Origin of the sequence: Algibacter sp. (assembly GCF_029245835.1) — a bacterium.
Taxonomy (GTDB): domain Bacteria; phylum Bacteroidota; class Bacteroidia; order Flavobacteriales; family Flavobacteriaceae; genus Algibacter_B.
The window spans coordinates 42,938-60,254 of sequence record NZ_JAQWOO010000015.1; the positions used below are offsets into that span (position 1 = coordinate 42,938).

General features: G+C 34.8%; 11 protein-coding genes. All 11 read right to left on the minus strand.

Features of this window, described 5'->3' with window-relative positions:
* Positions 1-46: 46 nt before the first annotated feature.
* Entirely contained in the window at positions 47-2,344 is a 2,298-nt protein-coding gene (locus P8K68_RS02130) for an NADP-dependent malic enzyme (RefSeq protein ID WP_300247725.1), read from the minus strand.
* 55 nt (positions 2,345-2,399) lie between these two features.
* Positions 2,400-3,365 (minus strand): tRNA epoxyqueuosine(34) reductase QueG, encoded by a 966-nt coding sequence (queG, locus tag P8K68_RS02135; protein WP_300247727.1) that lies wholly within the window; start codon positions 3,363-3,365, stop codon positions 2,400-2,402.
* A 36-nt stretch (positions 3,366-3,401) separates the two neighbouring features.
* Positions 3,402-4,424 (minus strand): Holliday junction branch migration DNA helicase RuvB, encoded by a 1,023-nt coding sequence (ruvB, locus tag P8K68_RS02140; RefSeq protein WP_300247728.1) that lies wholly within the window; start codon positions 4,422-4,424, stop codon positions 3,402-3,404.
* Positions 4,425-4,635: 211 nt separating this feature from the next.
* Positions 4,636-6,531, minus strand: coding sequence for an OmpA family protein (locus tag P8K68_RS02145; protein WP_300247730.1), 1,896 nt, complete (start codon positions 6,529-6,531; stop codon positions 4,636-4,638).
* Between the two features lie 20 nt (positions 6,532-6,551).
* A complete protein-coding gene (locus P8K68_RS02150) occupies positions 6,552-7,508 on the minus strand; it encodes a type IX secretion system membrane protein PorP/SprF (protein WP_300247732.1) in 957 nt (318 codons plus the stop codon).
* 27 nt (positions 7,509-7,535) lie between these two features.
* Complete coding sequence (locus P8K68_RS02155) at positions 7,536-11,678, minus strand: gliding motility-associated C-terminal domain-containing protein (protein ID WP_300247734.1); 4,143 nt, start codon at positions 11,676-11,678, stop codon at positions 7,536-7,538.
* 241 nt (positions 11,679-11,919) lie between these two features.
* Positions 11,920-13,710 carry a cbb3-type cytochrome c oxidase subunit I gene (locus P8K68_RS02160; protein WP_300247736.1) on the minus strand — a complete coding sequence of 597 codons (1,791 nt, stop codon included), beginning with the start codon at positions 13,708-13,710 and terminating at the stop codon, positions 11,920-11,922.
* A 27-nt stretch (positions 13,711-13,737) separates the two neighbouring features.
* The gene (locus P8K68_RS02165; RefSeq protein WP_300247738.1) at positions 13,738-14,805 is read right to left on the minus strand and encodes a cytochrome c oxidase subunit II; all 1,068 of its coding nucleotides are present in this window, start codon (positions 14,803-14,805) and stop codon (positions 13,738-13,740) included.
* Positions 14,806-14,834: 29 nt separating this feature from the next.
* Entirely contained in the window at positions 14,835-16,196 is a 1,362-nt protein-coding gene (locus tag P8K68_RS02170; protein WP_300247740.1) for a quinol:cytochrome C oxidoreductase, read from the minus strand.
* Positions 16,197-16,218: 22 nt separating this feature from the next.
* The gene (locus P8K68_RS02175; RefSeq protein ID WP_300247742.1) at positions 16,219-16,770 is read right to left on the minus strand and encodes a cytochrome c; all 552 of its coding nucleotides are present in this window, start codon (positions 16,768-16,770) and stop codon (positions 16,219-16,221) included.
* Between the two features lie 8 nt (positions 16,771-16,778).
* Positions 16,779-17,309 (minus strand): DUF3341 domain-containing protein, encoded by a 531-nt coding sequence (locus P8K68_RS02180; RefSeq protein ID WP_300247744.1) that lies wholly within the window; start codon positions 17,307-17,309, stop codon positions 16,779-16,781.
* Between the last annotated feature and the right edge of the window lie 8 nt (positions 17,310-17,317).

The following is a 17,317-nucleotide window of genomic DNA, read 5'->3' on the forward strand; positions in this document are numbered from 1 at the left end:
TTGTTATCCTTAACCTTCAAATGTAATAAAATTATTTACATTAGATTTACTTACTTTTCGCATTTTCTAAATGCCTTTTTTCTTTCTGTTGAGCATCTATAACAGCAATAGCAGTCATATTTACTATTTCATCAACACTTGCACCTAATTGTAAAATATGTACAGGCTTTTTCATACCCATCATAATTGGTCCAATAGAATCGGCTTCATTCAATTCTTTCAACAACTTATATGTAATATTTGCGGCATCTAGATTAGGAAAAATTAAAGCATTTACTTTCTTACCAACCAATTTTGAAAACGGAAATCGTTCACGAAGCATCTCATCATTCAAGGCAAAATCGGTTTGTAATTCACCATCTACATCTAGGTCTGGGTAATGACGATGAAGATAAGATACCGCTTCTCTAACTTTAGATGCTTTTTCGTTTATTGATGACCCAAAATTAGAATATGAAACCATAGCCATAACAGGGTTTAAACCAAAAAGTTTAATAACACTAGACGTCATTTGGGTAATTTTAGCTAGAGTCTTAGCGTCTGGATCAATGTTTATAGAGGTATCACTTAAAAATATAGGTCCTCTTTTAGTCATCATAATGTTTGTGGTAGCCACTTTACTTACGCCATCTGCCATACCTATGAGCTCTAACATAGGTTTAACTACAGTAGGATAATTACGAGAATACCCTGAAATTAAAGCGTCGGCATCACCCTCATTAACCATCATTGCTGCAAAATAATTACGTTCCCGCATTAAACGTTGTGCTGAGTAAAAGGTTACACCCCTACGTTTACGTTGCTCCCAATATACTTTGGCGTACTTGTTTTTTCTGTCATTTTCTTCGTCAGTTTTGGGGTCTATTATCAAAACATCACCTTCAAACTCAATCTCTTTCATTAAAGTTTCAATAGTGTCTTTTCTGCCTAATAAAATTGGTACTGCAATACCTTCTTCATAAACTATTTGTGCTGCTTTTAAAACATCTAATTGGTCCGCTTCAGCAAAAACAACACGTTTAGGATTTATTCTTGCTCTGTTTAGCAACAATCTTACTAATTTGTTATCAGACCCTAAACGTTCTAATAATGAATCTGTATAGCGATTCCAGTCTTTAATTGGTTTTTTAGCAACACCACTTTCTATGGCAGCTTTTGCAACTGCTGGAGGTACTTCAGCAATTAAACGCGGATCGAATGGTTTTGGGATTATATAGTCTTTACCAAATGTTAATCTGGTTTCACCATAAGCAACATTCACTTGTTCTGGCACGGGCTCTTTAGCTAATTTAGCTAATGCGTATACTGCAGCCATTTTCATAGCCTCGTTAATTTTGGTTGCACGAACATCTAAAGCGCCTCTAAAGATAAAAGGAAATCCTAAAACATTATTGACTTGGTTTGGATGGTCGCTGCGTCCAGTTGCCATTATTATATCTTTTCTTGTTGCTACGGCAATATCATACTTAATTTCAGGATTTGGATTAGCCATTGCAAAAACTATAGGATTTTTAGCCATAGCCAAAAGCATCTCTGGAGTAACTATATCTGCCATAGAAAGTCCAATAAACACATCAGCATCTTCCATAGCTTCATCCAGCGTATCTATTTTTCTATGTGTAGCGAACTCAGCTTTTTCAGGAGTTAAATTGTCTCTATCATCTCTAATAACACCTTTACTATCACACATCACCATATTTTCACGTTTTGCACCACAGGCTTGATATAAACGAGAACATGAAATGGCTGCTGCTCCAGCACCACTGATAACAATTTTTACGTCACTAAGTTTCTTTTCTGCTAATTCTACTGCATTTAATAATGCTGCCGCAGAAATAATAGCCGTACCATGTTGATCATCATGCATTACTGGAATATCCAGCTCTTCTTTTAGACGTCTTTCAATTTCAAAAGCTTCAGGTGCTTTTATATCTTCAAGATTGATGCCTCCAAAAGTAGGTGCAATCATTTTTACGGTTTGAATAAACTCTTCAACATTCTCCGTGTCTACCTCAATGTCAAATACATCTATATCTGCAAAAATTTTGAATAACAGCCCTTTACCTTCCATAACAGGCTTTGAAGCTTCAGGACCAATATTCCCTAAACCTAAAACTGCTGTTCCGTTAGATATTACAGCAACTAAGTTTCCTTTTGCAGTATATTTATAAACATGTTCTTTGTTTTTCTCAATCTCCAAACAAGGCGCAGCAACACCGGGCGAATAGGCCAAAGACAAATCGCGTTGGCTTGCATATTTTTTGGTTGGAACAACTTTAATTTTACCAGGAGTTGGTTTTGCGTGGTATATAAGGGCTTCTCTACGTTTGCTTTCTTCGCTCATATGGATAATTAATTAACTTAACGAACAAAGATAATAATCCTATCAAACGATACACCTAATCTTTTAAAAAATTGATGTTTCTTTTTAATCCTGAAAACTTAGTGCGTTTTACGGCTGAATTTTTAAATACTTTTTTAAAAGTGTCTTCAGTAATCTCTTCCCAATCTTTTTTAGTCATGGATAATAATTCTGGATGCGGATTAAACAAAGGTTCGTTATGCGCTTTTGAAAACCGATTCCATGGGCACACATCTTGACACACATCACAACCAAACATCCAATCGTCCAGTTGCCCTTTAAATTCGAAAGGAATATTTTCTTTTAATTCTATGGTGAAATATGAAATACATTTGCTACCATCAACCACATAGGGTTCTGTTATCGCTTCAGTAGGGCAAGCATCAATACAAGCTGTACATGAACCACAATGATCTGTTGTTGCTGAATCGTATTCTAAGTCTAAATCAATAATTAGTTCAGCAATAAAATAAAAAGAGCCTACTTGCTGGGTTATTAGGTTACTATGCTTCCCTATCCAACCCAAACCAGATTTTGCTGCCCAAGCTTTATCTAAAACGGGAGCAGAATCAACAAAAGCACGACCATGAACATCCCCTATTTCATCCTGAATAAAATGGAGTAATGTTTTGAGTTTATCTTTTATGACTAAATGATAATCGGTTCCAAACGCGTACTTCGAAATCTTGAAACTATCTTGATTTTGCGTTTCCGAAGGAAAATAATTTAACAATAGTGAAATAACACTTTTTGAACCTTCAACCAATTTTGTTGGATCTAAACGCTTGTCAAAATGGTTTTCCATGTATTGCATTTGCCCATGCATATTCTTATTTAACCATTTCTCTAAACGAGGGGCTTCTTCTTCTAAAAAATTTGCTTTACTTATGCCACAAGATAAAAATCCGAGGCGTTTGGCTTCGGTTTTAATGAGAGAAGTCCTCTCTCTAGCTCTCTCCAAAAGGGAAAGAGAACCCAAACTCAAGTTTTTTTTAGTATTCATAATATCTCCTCCCTTTTGGGGAGGTTGGGTGGGACTTTAAAACAACCCACCTTGTATTGGTCCTTTAACCTTCCCTAAATGCTTATATGCTTGCTCTGTAACTTCACGTCCACGGGGAGTTCGCATAATAAAACCTTGTTGTATTAAAAACGGTTCGTAAACCTCTTCTATAGTTTCGGTGCTTTCACTAACTGCTGTTGCAATGGTAGAAATTCCAACCGGACCCCCTTTAAACTTATCAATGATTGTGGTTAAAATTTTATTATCCATTTCATCCAATCCGTGGGCGTCAACATTTAAGGCTTCTAAAGCATATTTCGCAATTTTAATATCGATATTTCCGTTCCCTTTTATTTGAGCAAAATCTCGAACACGGCGTAATAAAGCGTTTGCGATTCTTGGTGTGCCTCTGCTTCGGCCTGCAATTTCTATAGCCGCTTCCATGGAAATGGGAACATCTAAAATTTCGGCACTTCTCTGTACAATTGTGGTTAGTAAATCGGTTTTGTAATATTGCAACCTACTTTGAATACCAAAACGGGCTCGCATAGGTGCCGTTAATAAACCTGAACGCGTTGTTGCGCCAACTAAAGTAAACGGATTTAAATTGATTTGTACCGAACGTGCATTTGGACCAGATTCAATCATGATATCGATTTTATAATCTTCCATAGCCGAATATAAGTACTCCTCAACTATAGGGCTTAATCGATGAATCTCATCAATAAATAGCACATCACGTTCTTCTAAATTTGTAAGTAACCCTGCCAAATCACCTGGTTTGTCTAAAACAGGGCCTGATGTGACTTTGATACCAACCGTTAATTCGTTAGCCAAAATATGGGCTAAGGTTGTTTTACCCAATCCTGGAGGGCCATGGAATAAGGTATGATCTAAAGCTTCGGTTCTTAAATTTGCAGCTTGAACAAATATTTGAAGATTTTCAAGCACTTGATCCTGACCCGTAAAATCATCAAATGACAAGGGTCTTAATTTTCTTTCTACATCTAATTCTTCAGGTGAAAAATTATCGTCTGTTGGATCTAGGTTTTCGTTCATACACACTCCTGTGAAAACAGGAATCTTTTTTTAGATTATTACTTAGTCTGAATATTGATTCAAACCTACAAGGTTATTAAAACCTTGCAGGTTGATGTAACAAATATAAAGAAAAAGCCTTTCCAAACTGGAAAGGCTTTATCAAATAATTTGGTTGATTTTAGGTTGGTTAAAGGTTTTTATTTATGAGATTCCTGCCTGCACAGGAATTTTATTTTAAAATTGTAAACTCACAACGCCTGTTAATATCATATGCTCTGTCATCGCAAATGCCTTCTTTTACACAATCGTTAAGGGGTTGCATTTCGCCATATCCAATACTTTTTAATCGGTTTCTTTGAATGCCTTGACTGACTAAATATTCTAGTGTTGATGCAGCACGTTTTTTAGATAGGTTTAAGTTGTACTCATCTGGTCCGCGAGCATCTGTATGCGCAGACACTTCAACTTCCATAGATGGATATTTCTTCATTAAATCTACTAATACATTTAATGTTGTAGCAGCATCTTCACGAATAACAGCTTCATCAAAATCAAAGAAAATCTTATCTAATTCAACCTGTACAACTTGTTCAGTGCCTACCTGTTTTTCTTTTACACGCTCTTCAGCATCCGCGAACGACTCCAAATTCAAGTAAATATTATGTTGAACTAACCCTTTGCTATCTGTTGAGAATTCAACATCTTGAGGAATATATGCTTTTCGTGTTCCTCGTACTTTATACTTTTTATTTGGTTCAATTTTGAAAATGTAATACGCATCATCGCCAACAATAGCATCTTGAATTACAGTGTCTGACTCATCAAACAAGGTTACTAAAGACCCTCCAAGTAATGCTTTACTATTTAAGTCTTGTACAATACCTTCAACTTGATACATGGTTAACGGGTTTTGTTCTCTTGCAAACCCAAATAATCTGTCATAACCCGTTCGGTTTGAAGACACATACCCTTTATTATTCTTCTCTCTAATCACATAAGCAAAATCGTCTAAATTACTATTTATAGAGCTACCTAGGTTTACAGGTTTATCAAATGTATCATTCACCATATTGCTTCTAAATACATCTAATCCGCCGTAACCTTGATGACCTATTGAAGAGAAATACAACACATTAAACTCACTAATAAAAGGAAACTGTTCTCTGTGTTTCGTGTTTATGGTGTTGCCTAAATTTTCTGGTTCGCCATAGGTTCCATCATCATTAATTGAAACTCTATAAATATCAAAACTCCCGAAATTTCCTGGCATATCACTAGCAAAGTAAAGCGTTTTTTCATCTTTACTTAATGCTGGGTGCTCTGTACTATAAGTGTTTGATGTAAATGGTAATGCGGTAACATTGGTCCATACGTTATCTATTAATTCAGCTTTATAAATTTTAATGTGAGCAATTCTTTCAACATCTGTTTTTTTACGCGTTGTATTTGTTCTATTGAAATAGATCGTTTTGCCATCTTTAGTAAACACAGCGCTGCTTTCATGCGAACTGGTATTAATAGCTTCGGAAAACGGTTGAATATTTTCTAAAACATTTTGACTCGTTATTGTGGCACTATACAAATCTAAATACGGTAAATTATTCCATGTATAAGCTGGGTTTTCAGAATTTCTTGCGGAAGCAAAAGCCACTTTGTCATCACCATAAAAAGACAAGCCAAAATCGCTACTAGAATTTTTATTTTCAATTTGTTTTAATTTGAAGGTATGCGGGGTTGTTTTATCGGTTTCCTCTATAAAAGCAGGTGTATTAAACGGTTTATTGTAATATCTTTTTAAATGTTTATCGGCTTCTTTATAGTCTTTAACTCCTTTTAAAGCTTGAGCAAATCTAAAATGATAATCAATATCAATAGAATCTCCATACTCTACAAACAACTCTCGGTATGTTTTAATGGCTTTTTGAAGACTCGAATTATAATAGTAACTGTCTGCTAAATTTTGAAGCACTTCTTGGTTGCGCTCTTTTGTTTCGTATATTTCAGCAGCATCTTTATAAGCTCTCATTTCAAAAAGCTTATTAACACGCTTTAAATTTTTCTTTTGTGCAGATGCCATTCCACTAACTAATAAAAGGCCTGCAAGTATGTATGTGTATTTTTTCATGTTTTCCAATTATTAATATGTTAGAAGAATCTAGGTGAACGATCGTATCCGCTTTTAAAGCCGAATAAATCAACATCGAATAAAATGAATATTTCATGCGACCCTGAATTGAAATCTCCTAAGTTAGTTGTTGTATAATCGTAAGCATAACCAACTCTAAGCTCTGGTGTAATCCTGAAATTCACTAAAGCACTTATCGCATCTCCTAAGCGATACCCTAAACCGGCTTCTAGTTTTTCGTTAATTAACACATTTGCTGTAATATCTACAGCTAATGGCGCTCCTTTAACACCTCTAGCCATAAAGGCTGGTTTCAGTTTTAAATTTTTATCAATATCAAAAACGTATCCACCTGTTAAAAAGTAGTGTACGTTCTGAACACCAGTTGCCTTGATGCCGTTTTCATTTTCAAGATGTTTTGTTGAAAGCATATTTGGTGCTGATAATCCTAAATAGTAATTATCTGTAAAAAAGAAAGCACCAATTCCTAAATTTGGAAAGGCTTTACTAATGTTTTCATCAAAAGCTTCATCTGAGCTTGCTCCTCCTGATTGTAATTGAAATCCGTTAAAATTAGTATCAAAAAGAGTTACACCAGCTTTTACACCAAATGATATTTTACTTTCTATACCTACAGGCAACACATAAGCGAAATCTGCAAATATATTATTTTCGTTTACTACGTCTCCAATATTATCATTGGTGAAAGAGATTCCCACCTCTATTCTATCGTTAATAGGTGTGTGGGCAAAAAAGCTTCCTGTTTTTGGTGCGCCTTCTAGACCTACCCATTGTGTTCTGTATAATCCTCCTAGGTTTAATATGCCCTCTTCCGCGGTAGCGTAAGCTGGATTAATGACACTCATATTGTACATGTATTGTGTAAATTGAGCATCTTGTTGCGCGTTACTTTGAAAAGACAGTATGATTATACTTAACAAAGCAGCTATTTTATGATATATATTTAAATGTTTCATAGTTTCTAAATTTGCTTTATCTATAAATTATCTGCTCAAGTATAAGCGTCCTTGTTCTGGTGTATTTTCACCATCGTTAAAGTTGAAAATGTAGAAGTACACGCCAACTGGTAAATCGCCTTTTGAAACGATTCTTCCTTGGTTAGAAGTTCCATCAAATCTTGGTGAATTAGCATTGCCTTTATAAACCATGTTTCCATTTCTATTATAAATCTCCATAACAAAATTTGGAAATAAAATGGATAAATTATCAACATCAAATGTGTCGTTTTTTCCATCTCCATTTGGTGAGAAACCGTCTGGGATTGTTAATTTTCCACAAGCTGTTAAATCCGGTATGACCTCAAGACGAACACTACTTTCGCATCCAGTTAATGGATCTACCAATGCTACATAATAGGTAATGTTAGTTAACAAGGTATCATCTGAAAAAGCTATACCTCCAGTTAAGGAATCATACCATCTTAAATTATCTTGATTATCATCATATTCAATAATATTATCTGATAGCATTTGAATAGTAGGATTATCATTAACACAATATTCTATTGTTGGATCTTCCAGTGTTGGTGTTGATGAATCGTTAATGGTTACATTAATTTGAACTGGTATTGATGATTCACAGCCTGTACTATTAGTTTGAGTTGCATAATAATCCTCTCCATCTACTAAAGCATCAGTAGTTAATAGTGGTATTGTTAATGCCAAGTCCTCATACCAATTAAGAGCTCCTGAAGGCCTTACACTAATTGATAAATTTGCAACAGTTGGGTTATTTGCTAAACAAAATTCAGGATCTGAATCTAAAACAATTACTGGCGGGCTATCATTAACTGTTACAACAATTTCTGCAGTTGAATCTGGAGGGCAAGGTGCTAGAGCTGTTACGGTATAAATATACGTTCCTGATGGATCAACCTCGGGATTAAAAACACCTGTTGTACTTATTAATTCTGGTGCCCAAGAACCACCACTTTGAGCGCCTGATCCTAATAAAGCAAATAAATCTATAGGGTCGTCGCCTACACATATAGCTAGTATATTATCTACACCTGCATTTGGAGCTAACGTTACAGTGACTACAACTTGATTTGTGAATGTTCCACAACTATTAGTTAAGGTGTAAGTATAAGTCCCGTCTAGATCTACTAACGGATCAAAAACTCCCGTTGTACTCGCCATTTCTGGTGACCATACACCGCCTGTATCAGCGCCTCCTAATAATGTGAATAGGTCGATTGTTCCTTCGTTACTACATATATCTAAAGTTGGATCAATATTTGACCCCGCATTTAAAGGAGCTTCTATGGTAATTGTTATAGTTTCGCTATCATCAACGCAAGGTGCTGAGGCAGTAACTAAATATGTAAAATTATAAGTTCCGGCAGAAACCCCAGAAGCATCAAATATATTTCCTACTAATGTTCCAACGGCATTATCATTTTGCCATGTCCCTCCGGCATCTTCAGTTCCATCTAATCCTGCAAATAAATCAATATTATTGTTATCATTACAAGCTACAATAGGAGTTGCATTTGGATCACCTGCAATTGGTGATTGGTAAATTGTTGGGGTTACCGCTGTTCGTACCGAAGACTCACAACCTGTTGTTGCATCGGTTTGAGAGGCATAGTAAATTTGACCGTCTGTTAAAGCTGTTGTATCCGTTAAAGGATTACCTCCAGTTATAGCATCATACCATTGAATGGTTGTTCCTGTTGCAACTAAATTAGCCACAGTTGCTATATCGCAAAATTCTTGAGGTGTTACCGCATTAGGCGCAGGAGTATCATTAATAATTATGCTTACTGTTACATTTACATCATCACAAGATCCAATAGCATCTACATCAAATGTAAAATTATAGCTTGCTGGCAATAAGCCATCTAAAGTAAGTACGTTTGCAGTTAAAGCTCCTGTAGTATCATCATCTATCCAAGTTCCAGTTTGATCTTCATCTGTTAATAAATCAAATAAATTATAAGTTTGACCAGCAGTTATGTCTGCTAAACAAAATTCAATTGGTGTATTTGCCGTACCCGATTCTGGTGCTTCTCGAACTGTAATAGTTACAGATGAACTGTTTGTGCAATCATTTGAATCTGTAAGGGTATAAGTAAAATTAAAAGTGCCAATTGTTAAAGCAGTTAAATTCAAATCACTTCCAGACAAAGCACCTGTAGCGTCATCATCTGTCCATGTCCCTCCTGAATCCTCACCGGTTAATTGACCAAATAAATCTAAAGGCGAATTTGCCGCTAAATCATTTTCACAGTAGGTTTCAGATGTTGGAGTTCCTGTTAGAGGTAAAGGATTAATTGTAATTTGAACCGTTACCAGTTCATCATCACAACTTCCAATGTCGTCAACATCAAATGTAAAATCATATGTGCCTGGTGTTAATCCTGATAAATCTGTTGGGTTTGAAGCTATTGCTCCTGTATTATCAGTTCCAGAATACCATGTTCCTGTTTGATCTTCTCCTTCTATTAAATCGAATAAATTATAACTAGCTGGTGCCGAATCTTCACAAAAATCAGGAAAAGTTGCGACTGGCGTTCCTGATTCTGGAGCATCTTCAAGTATTATTGTAATAGCTTCAGTATCTGAACAGGTGCCATTATCAATAGTATAATTATATGTATAAGGACTTCCATCTACTGTAAGGGTTGTAATATCTAAAGTGTTTGAAATTTTGTTATTACTTGAATCTGTCCAAGTACCACTATTATTATCTTGAGTACTATCTAAAGCATCAAATAAATCATATGGTGAATTTGAAACCAAGTCATTCTCACAAAACACGTCGTTTAAAGCATTTCCTGCATGAGGGTCTTGAAGTATAATTATTTCTACCGTAGTAGTTTCCTCAGGACATGGGTTAGGTAAGGCATTTTGCGTATAAGTAAAATTATATGTTCCAGCTGAAAATCCTATTAAATCAATTGTTGAGTTCCCTCCAGTCCATTGTCCTCCGGGGTCTTGATTTTCAATTAGAGAAAATAAATCGAATGCTGACGGCAAACTAGCTTCACAAAATGAGGCTGGATTTGCTACTGATTGGTTTCCTGATGTAAGTGTTTCATAAACGGTTATAGAAACTGTTGAAGAACTATCAGGACAAGTATTATTACTTAATACGGTATATGTAAACGTAGAAATTCCAATTGGTAATAATGTTAAATCAATATTACCACCTGTTAAAGCTCCGGTTGCATTATCATCTGCCCATGTTCCACCTGCATCTTCACCTGTTAATTGTCCAAATAAATCTAAAGGTGTACTTGATGCTAAATCATCTTCACAATATTCTTCTGGAGCTGGTGTTCCTGCTTCAACGGGGTCATCTATATTTACTAAAACTTCAATAGCATTACTTTCGCAAAAAACGTCGTTAATTCGTATATAATAGCTATTTCCATCAACCAGTGGCGTAAGCATAGATAATGCTGGTAAAATTGGTTCTCCAGAACCATCAACATTTGCATACCAACTAAAGTTAGTAGCAGTAGTTCCTGGGTCTAAATCGCCTATTGTTGGATTATTATCTAAACAAAAAACTTGTGGTGTTGCAGGTATAGGATCAGCTGGCGCATTAAACACAGCCGTACTCCCTATTTCTACTTGACTTTTACATCCTCCTGAATCTACAAATACTATATAGAAATTTGGGACATTAGTAATAGGATTAGCTGAATTAGCTAAAGTAGTTAAGTTAATATCTGTATAAACTTCAACTGAACCACTAACCGGTGCATTTGGCTGAAGAACTTCATCAATATATGTTTGTATTGTTGCATTTTCATTACTACAGTAAATACCATCTAATGTTCTACCAGTTGGATTTACTAAAAAATCTATAGTTACTGATGCTCTAGTTACGCAAGTTCCCGTATTATTATCTGCATAATAAACACCCTCACTAACCAATTGATCAGGATTAAAGAAACTCCCTCCTGATGATGCATCATACCAGACAATACCACTTGCACCATAAGTAGCAAAAGTATTCATATCACTAAAAGTAAAGCCTGAAGCAATACAAATAGGAGGTGGAGTTGGGTTAGTCACTGTTGGACATTGAGAAAATCCTGAATACGATAGTCCAAATAGCAACAAGTAAAAAAATGCATCTAATAAAGCATTCTTTCGAGTAGGTTTGGTTTTCATAATTGAAAAATTTAAAATCTTGTAATTAATAGCTAAGAAAATAAACAAAATCCTACGTTAATATTTTTTTTAATGAATTTAATATTTATTTCCGTACGCAATTTAACTGTTTTTTTTGTATTTCGTCGATTTTTTTTAATAAAAAATGTATTTCGTCGTAAAAATTTGTTTTTAAACAGAAAAAAGCTCACCTGTTATAGGTGAGCTTTTTTTATAAAAATAATTAATTCTACTTATTTAATTAATGTTGAAGTTCTTCTTCTCCGTCTTTTAAAGGAATGTTTTGAGGAACAAAATCTACGTCGTGTCCAGGTTTACTATAATCGTATGGCCAACGGTAAACATGAGGTATTTCTCCAGGCCAGTTACCATGTATATGTTTAACTGGTGTTGTCCATTCTAACGTGTTAGATTTCCAAGGGTTCTGTTCTGCCTTATTACCATAAAACATACTTCTAAAGAAATTCCATAAAAAAACCAACTGGAATGCCCCTCCAATAATAGCAAAAATAGTAATCACTACATTAACATTTGCCAAATCATCAAATAACGGAAAATTACTATTTGTATAGTAACGACGAGGTAGACCTGCCATACCTATAAAATGCATTGGAAAAAACACACCATAAGCAGTAATAGCAGTAACCCAAAAATGAACATACCCTAAATTTTTGTTTAACATTCTACCAAACATCTTTGGATACCAATGGTAAATACCAGCAAACATACCATACAGAGCAGAAATACCCATTACTAAGTGGAAGTGAGCAACCACAAAGTAGGTATCATGTACATTTATATCTAACGCACTATCTCCCAAAATAATTCCAGTTAAACCACCTGTTATAAAAGTTGAAACTAATCCTATTGAGAACAACATTGCTGGATTCATCTGCAAATTACCTTTCCATAAGGTTGTGATATAGTTAAATGCTTTTACAGCTGAAGGAATAGCAATCAGCAAAGTCGTAAATGTAAATACAGAACCTAAGAATGGATTCATTCCAGAAATAAACATATGATGACCCCATACAATAGTAGATAAAAATGCTATAGCTAAAATTGATGCTATCATGGCACGATATCCAAAAATAGGTTTACGTGAATTTGTTGCGATTACTTCTGAGGTAATACCTAATGCTGGCAACAACACAATATAAACTTCTGGGTGACCTAAAAACCAAAACAAATGCTCAAATAATACAGGAGAACCACCTTGATAGTGCAACACTTCTCCTTGGATAAATATATCTGATAAGAAGAATGATGTTCCAAAACTTCTATCCATAATCAACAACAAAGCCGCTGATAGCAATACTGGAAATGATATAACACCGATAATAGCGGTAACAAAGAACGCCCAAATTGTTAATGGTAATCTGGTCATAGACATACCCTTTGTACGCAAGTTGATTACAGTAACTATATAGTTTAATGATCCTAGTAATGATGAAGCAATAAATATGGCCATAGACACCAACCAGAGAGTCATACCCATACCTGAACCTCCTTGCGCCATTGGCAATGCACTTAATGGGGGATAAATTGTCCACCCTGCAGCCGCTGGTCCTGCCTCAACAAACAAAGATATTATCATTATAACACTTGAAGTAAAAAACAACCAATAAGAAATCATATTAAGGAAACCAGACGCCATATCGCGAGCACCAATCTGTAACGGAATTAAAAGATTACTAAAAGTTCCACTTAAACCACCCGTCAAAACAAAGAACACCATAAGAGTTCCATGTATAGTTACTAAGGCTAAATATATATCGGCATCCATAACACCATCTGGTGCCCATTTACCAAGCAAGGCCTCAAATATTACATTTGGTTCCTCTGGCCATGCCAGTTGCATACGCATCATCATAGAAATAATAACTGCAACAACCCCAAGAATTGTAGCAGTAATAAGATACTGCTTAGCAATCATTTTATGGTCTTGACTAAATATATATTTAGTTACAAAAGTTTCTTTATGATGATGTCCGTGATCGTCGTGAGCGTTTGTATCTGCGTGTGCTGACATAATCTTATATCGTATTTATCTTTTTAATTAATTAACTAGAGAATTCTTGAATTCTTTCTGTTCTGCAATCCAAGCATCATATTCTTCTTGGGTTTCTACAACAATCTTCATTTGCATATTGTAGTGAGATTTACCACAAATTTTATTACAAAGTAACAAGTAATCGAACTCATAACGTTCTAAAGCATCTTCACCTTCAGCCATAAGTTTTTTACTTTTCTCTACTCTAATATTATTAATATTTTGAATTTTTTCTTGCATTTGAGGTGTTTGACGCATATCAGCAGTAGTAACGGTTGGTGTAAAACCAAATTGTGTTATCATACCTGGAACACAATTCATTTGCGCTCTAAAATGAGGCATATATGCTGAATGTAAAACGTCTTGAGAGCGCATTTTAAATAATACTGGCCTACCTACTGGTAAATGCAATTCTGTAGTGATTATATCATCTTGAGCGTTAGGGTCAGACTCATCTAAACCTAATATATTAGCACGATCAATATCAATTAAACGCACGTTAGCTTTTCCTAAAGTATTATCTGTACCACCATATCTAGCTTTCCAGTTAAACTGCTGTGCATATAACTCTACGATTAAAGGGTCATCACTCTCATCTACGCCCATAATATTAATCCATGTATTTAACCCGTAGATAATTAAACCAGCTAAAACAATTACTGGTATGATAGTCCAAATAGCCTCTAGCTTATTATTATCAGCAAAGAACAACGCTTTTTTACCCTTTTCTCCTTTATATTTATAAGCGAAATAGTGCAATAAAAACTGTGTTACAGTTTGTACAAAAAAGATGATTATCATGGAGATAATCATCAAATTATCAATCGTTGGTCCGTGTTCTGAGGCAGAATTTGAGACTAGAGGTAAGTCTCCCCATTTCACAAAACTTACAATGGTAATGATATAAATGAAAGCTAAAAAACCCATCATTAAATATCCATTCATTGCATTATCCTTATCAGTAGCAACCTGAGAGTTTTCGTTTTTAGCTTGAGCTAAATCAAAAATCTTTACCATTTGCCATATGGCAACTAAAATAAATACTAAAACTATAATTGTTAATAAAGCAGTCATTGGTATCTTTCGTCTTTATTTATATCTAATTAATAATGAAATTCTTCACTTTCTTTTCTAAAAGGGTATCCTTTAACAAGTAATGGTGCTTTTGTTAGTGCCGTAAACACAACAAATATGAATAAACCTGCGAAAAGTAAAACAGAACTTATTTCTGGAATTCCTATAAACCATCTATCGCCTACAGTAGCTGGCATAATCATATTGAAAATATCAATATAGTGACCGAATAAGATAACTAAACCGGCCATAACAACAAACCAAGGAATACGTTTGTAATCGGCATTCATTAACATTAATATTGGAAATACAAAGTTCATAACCACCATACCTAAGAATGGTAATTTATAATCTTGGAAACGTGTTACAAAATAAGTGACCTCTTCTGGTATGTTTGAATACCAAATCAGCATAAATTGTGAGAACCATAAATAGGTCCAGAAAATACTGAACGCAAACATAAACTTGGCAACATCATGTAAATGGTTTTCGTTAACAAATTCTAAGTAATTTCTAGATTTCAGGTAAATCGTTATAAGTGCTATAACAGTGATACCACTTACAAACATACTAGCAAATACGTACCATCCAAATAATGTAGAAAACCAGTGAGGATCAACACTCATAATCCAATCCCAAGACATCATTGATTCTGTGTATATAAAAAATACTAAAAATGCTGCTGAAATACGGAAAGATTTTTTAAAGTTACTTTTATCTTCTGCTGAATCTTGTGCGATTGAAAATTTACGAGAAAAATGACGGTATAAACTCCATCCTCCAATAAATATCAGACCTCGTATAATGAAACCCCAAATGTTTAGCCATCCTGTTTTTCCTTCAATAAGTTTATCATGGGCTACAACTTCTGGGTCCATCCAAATGAATAGGTTATTGTGACCTATAAAATGAGAGGCTGCTGCTATTCCTAAAACTATAAGAGCACCTGGAAGCAAGTAAGCTGTCATCCCTTCCATAACTCTAAATAATACTGGAGACCAACCTGCTTGTGATGCAATTTGAATCGCATAAAATGCTAATACACCTAATGCAATCATCATAAAGAAAAATGCAGCAACATATAGTGCAGACCAAGGTCTGTTTGCTATTTGGTGCTGAACGTGTTCTGCATGAGCATCACCATGATGTACATCTTCTGAATGAATTTCTTCACCATGAGCTTCGCCTGCATGTGCATCATGAGTATCTGCAACAACAAGTGTTGTTTCTTCAGCATGACCACTTCCATGATGAGAAGCTTCTTCTGCAAGCATTGTTTTTACTTCATCTAAAGATTTATGAGATGTCATAAAACCATATACCACACCCAATGCTCCTAAAATCATTAGTATGAAAGAAAATGTCTTTAATTTATTTGAAAATGTATACATATCTATAATAATCTTATCAATCTTACTTTTCTAAATCAGCTTTCAACTTTAATACATAAGAAACTACTTGCCAACGTTCTTCTTCATTCAATTGGTTAGCATAACTTCCCATAGCGTTTTTACCATAATAAATGGTATGATAAATACTTCCTGCGTTTATAGCTCTTCCTGCATCATCATAACTTGGAATACCAAGTATTTTTTCACGTTTCACTAAAGTTCCTTGTCCTTTACCTTTATTTCCATGGCAAATTCCACAGTAAATATCATATAACTCTTTACCTCTATTTAAATCTACTTTAGTAGAATCTAAAGGACTAACTAAAGTTGCCTTTGCTAAATCGTATCCTGCAGTAGAGTTTTCAATATCAAAAGGCACGTATCCTCTAGGTATTGACCCTTCAGCAGGTAACTGCGCTTCAACTCCATTAGGAAATGCAGCCTCTCCATATGTTTCATATCCAGCAGATTCATACATATTTGGCATGTATTGGTAGTTTGGTGCGGTATCTTTTTTACAAGATACAGATACAAAAACAACTGCTATTACTAATATTTTAATTAAGCTTTTCATATCTCTAATTAATGGGCTTTATCAACTAAATTAATTTCTACGGCTCCAGTCTCTGATAATAAACTTTCTAGTTCTTTTTCATTTCCATGAACTGCTATTTCCATTAGAAAATGATCGTCAGTAGTTCTTGGGTCTGGATTCTCAGCATTTTTAAAAGGCCACATTCTACTGCGAAGGTAAAATGTAATTACCATTAAATGTGCTGCAAAAAACACCGTAAGCTCAAACATAATTGGGACAAAAGCAGGCATATTTTCAATATAACTGAAACTTGGTTTTCCACCAATATTTTGGGGCCAATCTTCAATCATAATGAAATTCATCATTAAAATGGATACCGTTAAACCAACTAATCCATACATAAATGCAGTAATTGCAATACGAGTTGGTGCTAATCCCATAGCTTTATCTAGTCCGTGAACCGGAAAAGGGGTATATATTTCTTCAATGTGAAATTTTTCTGTCTTAACCTTTTTAACGGCTGACATTAAAATATCATCATCGGTATAAATAGCGTGAATAACTTTTGAAGCTTCCATTGACTATA

What these genes read in the sequence shown, in the direction of transcription:
- P8K68_RS02130 (WP_300247725.1), bottom strand. Translation starts at nt 2,344, where the DNA reads ATGAGCGAAGAAAGCAAACGTAGAGAAGCCCTTATATACCACGCAAAA.
- queG (WP_300247727.1), bottom strand. Translation starts at nt 3,365, where the DNA reads ATGAATACTAAAAAAAACTTGAGTTTGGGTTCTCTTTCCCTTTTGGAG.
- ruvB (WP_300247728.1), bottom strand. Translation starts at nt 4,424, where the DNA reads ATGAACGAAAACCTAGATCCAACAGACGATAATTTTTCACCTGAAGAA.
- P8K68_RS02145 (WP_300247730.1), bottom strand. Translation starts at nt 6,531, where the DNA reads ATGAAAAAATACACATACATACTTGCAGGCCTTTTATTAGTTAGTGGA.
- P8K68_RS02150 (WP_300247732.1), bottom strand. Translation starts at nt 7,508, where the DNA reads ATGAAACATTTAAATATATATCATAAAATAGCTGCTTTGTTAAGTATA.
- P8K68_RS02155 (WP_300247734.1), bottom strand. Translation starts at nt 11,678, where the DNA reads ATGAAAACCAAACCTACTCGAAAGAATGCTTTATTAGATGCATTTTTT.
- P8K68_RS02160 (WP_300247736.1), bottom strand. Translation starts at nt 13,710, where the DNA reads ATGTCAGCACACGCAGATACAAACGCTCACGACGATCACGGACATCAT.
- P8K68_RS02165 (WP_300247738.1), bottom strand. Translation starts at nt 14,805, where the DNA reads ATGACTGCTTTATTAACAATTATAGTTTTAGTATTTATTTTAGTTGCC.
- P8K68_RS02170 (WP_300247740.1), bottom strand. Translation starts at nt 16,196, where the DNA reads ATGTATACATTTTCAAATAAATTAAAGACATTTTCTTTCATACTAATG.
- P8K68_RS02175 (WP_300247742.1), bottom strand. Translation starts at nt 16,770, where the DNA reads ATGAAAAGCTTAATTAAAATATTAGTAATAGCAGTTGTTTTTGTATCT.
- P8K68_RS02180 (WP_300247744.1), bottom strand. Translation starts at nt 17,309, where the DNA reads ATGGAAGCTTCAAAAGTTATTCACGCTATTTATACCGATGATGATATT.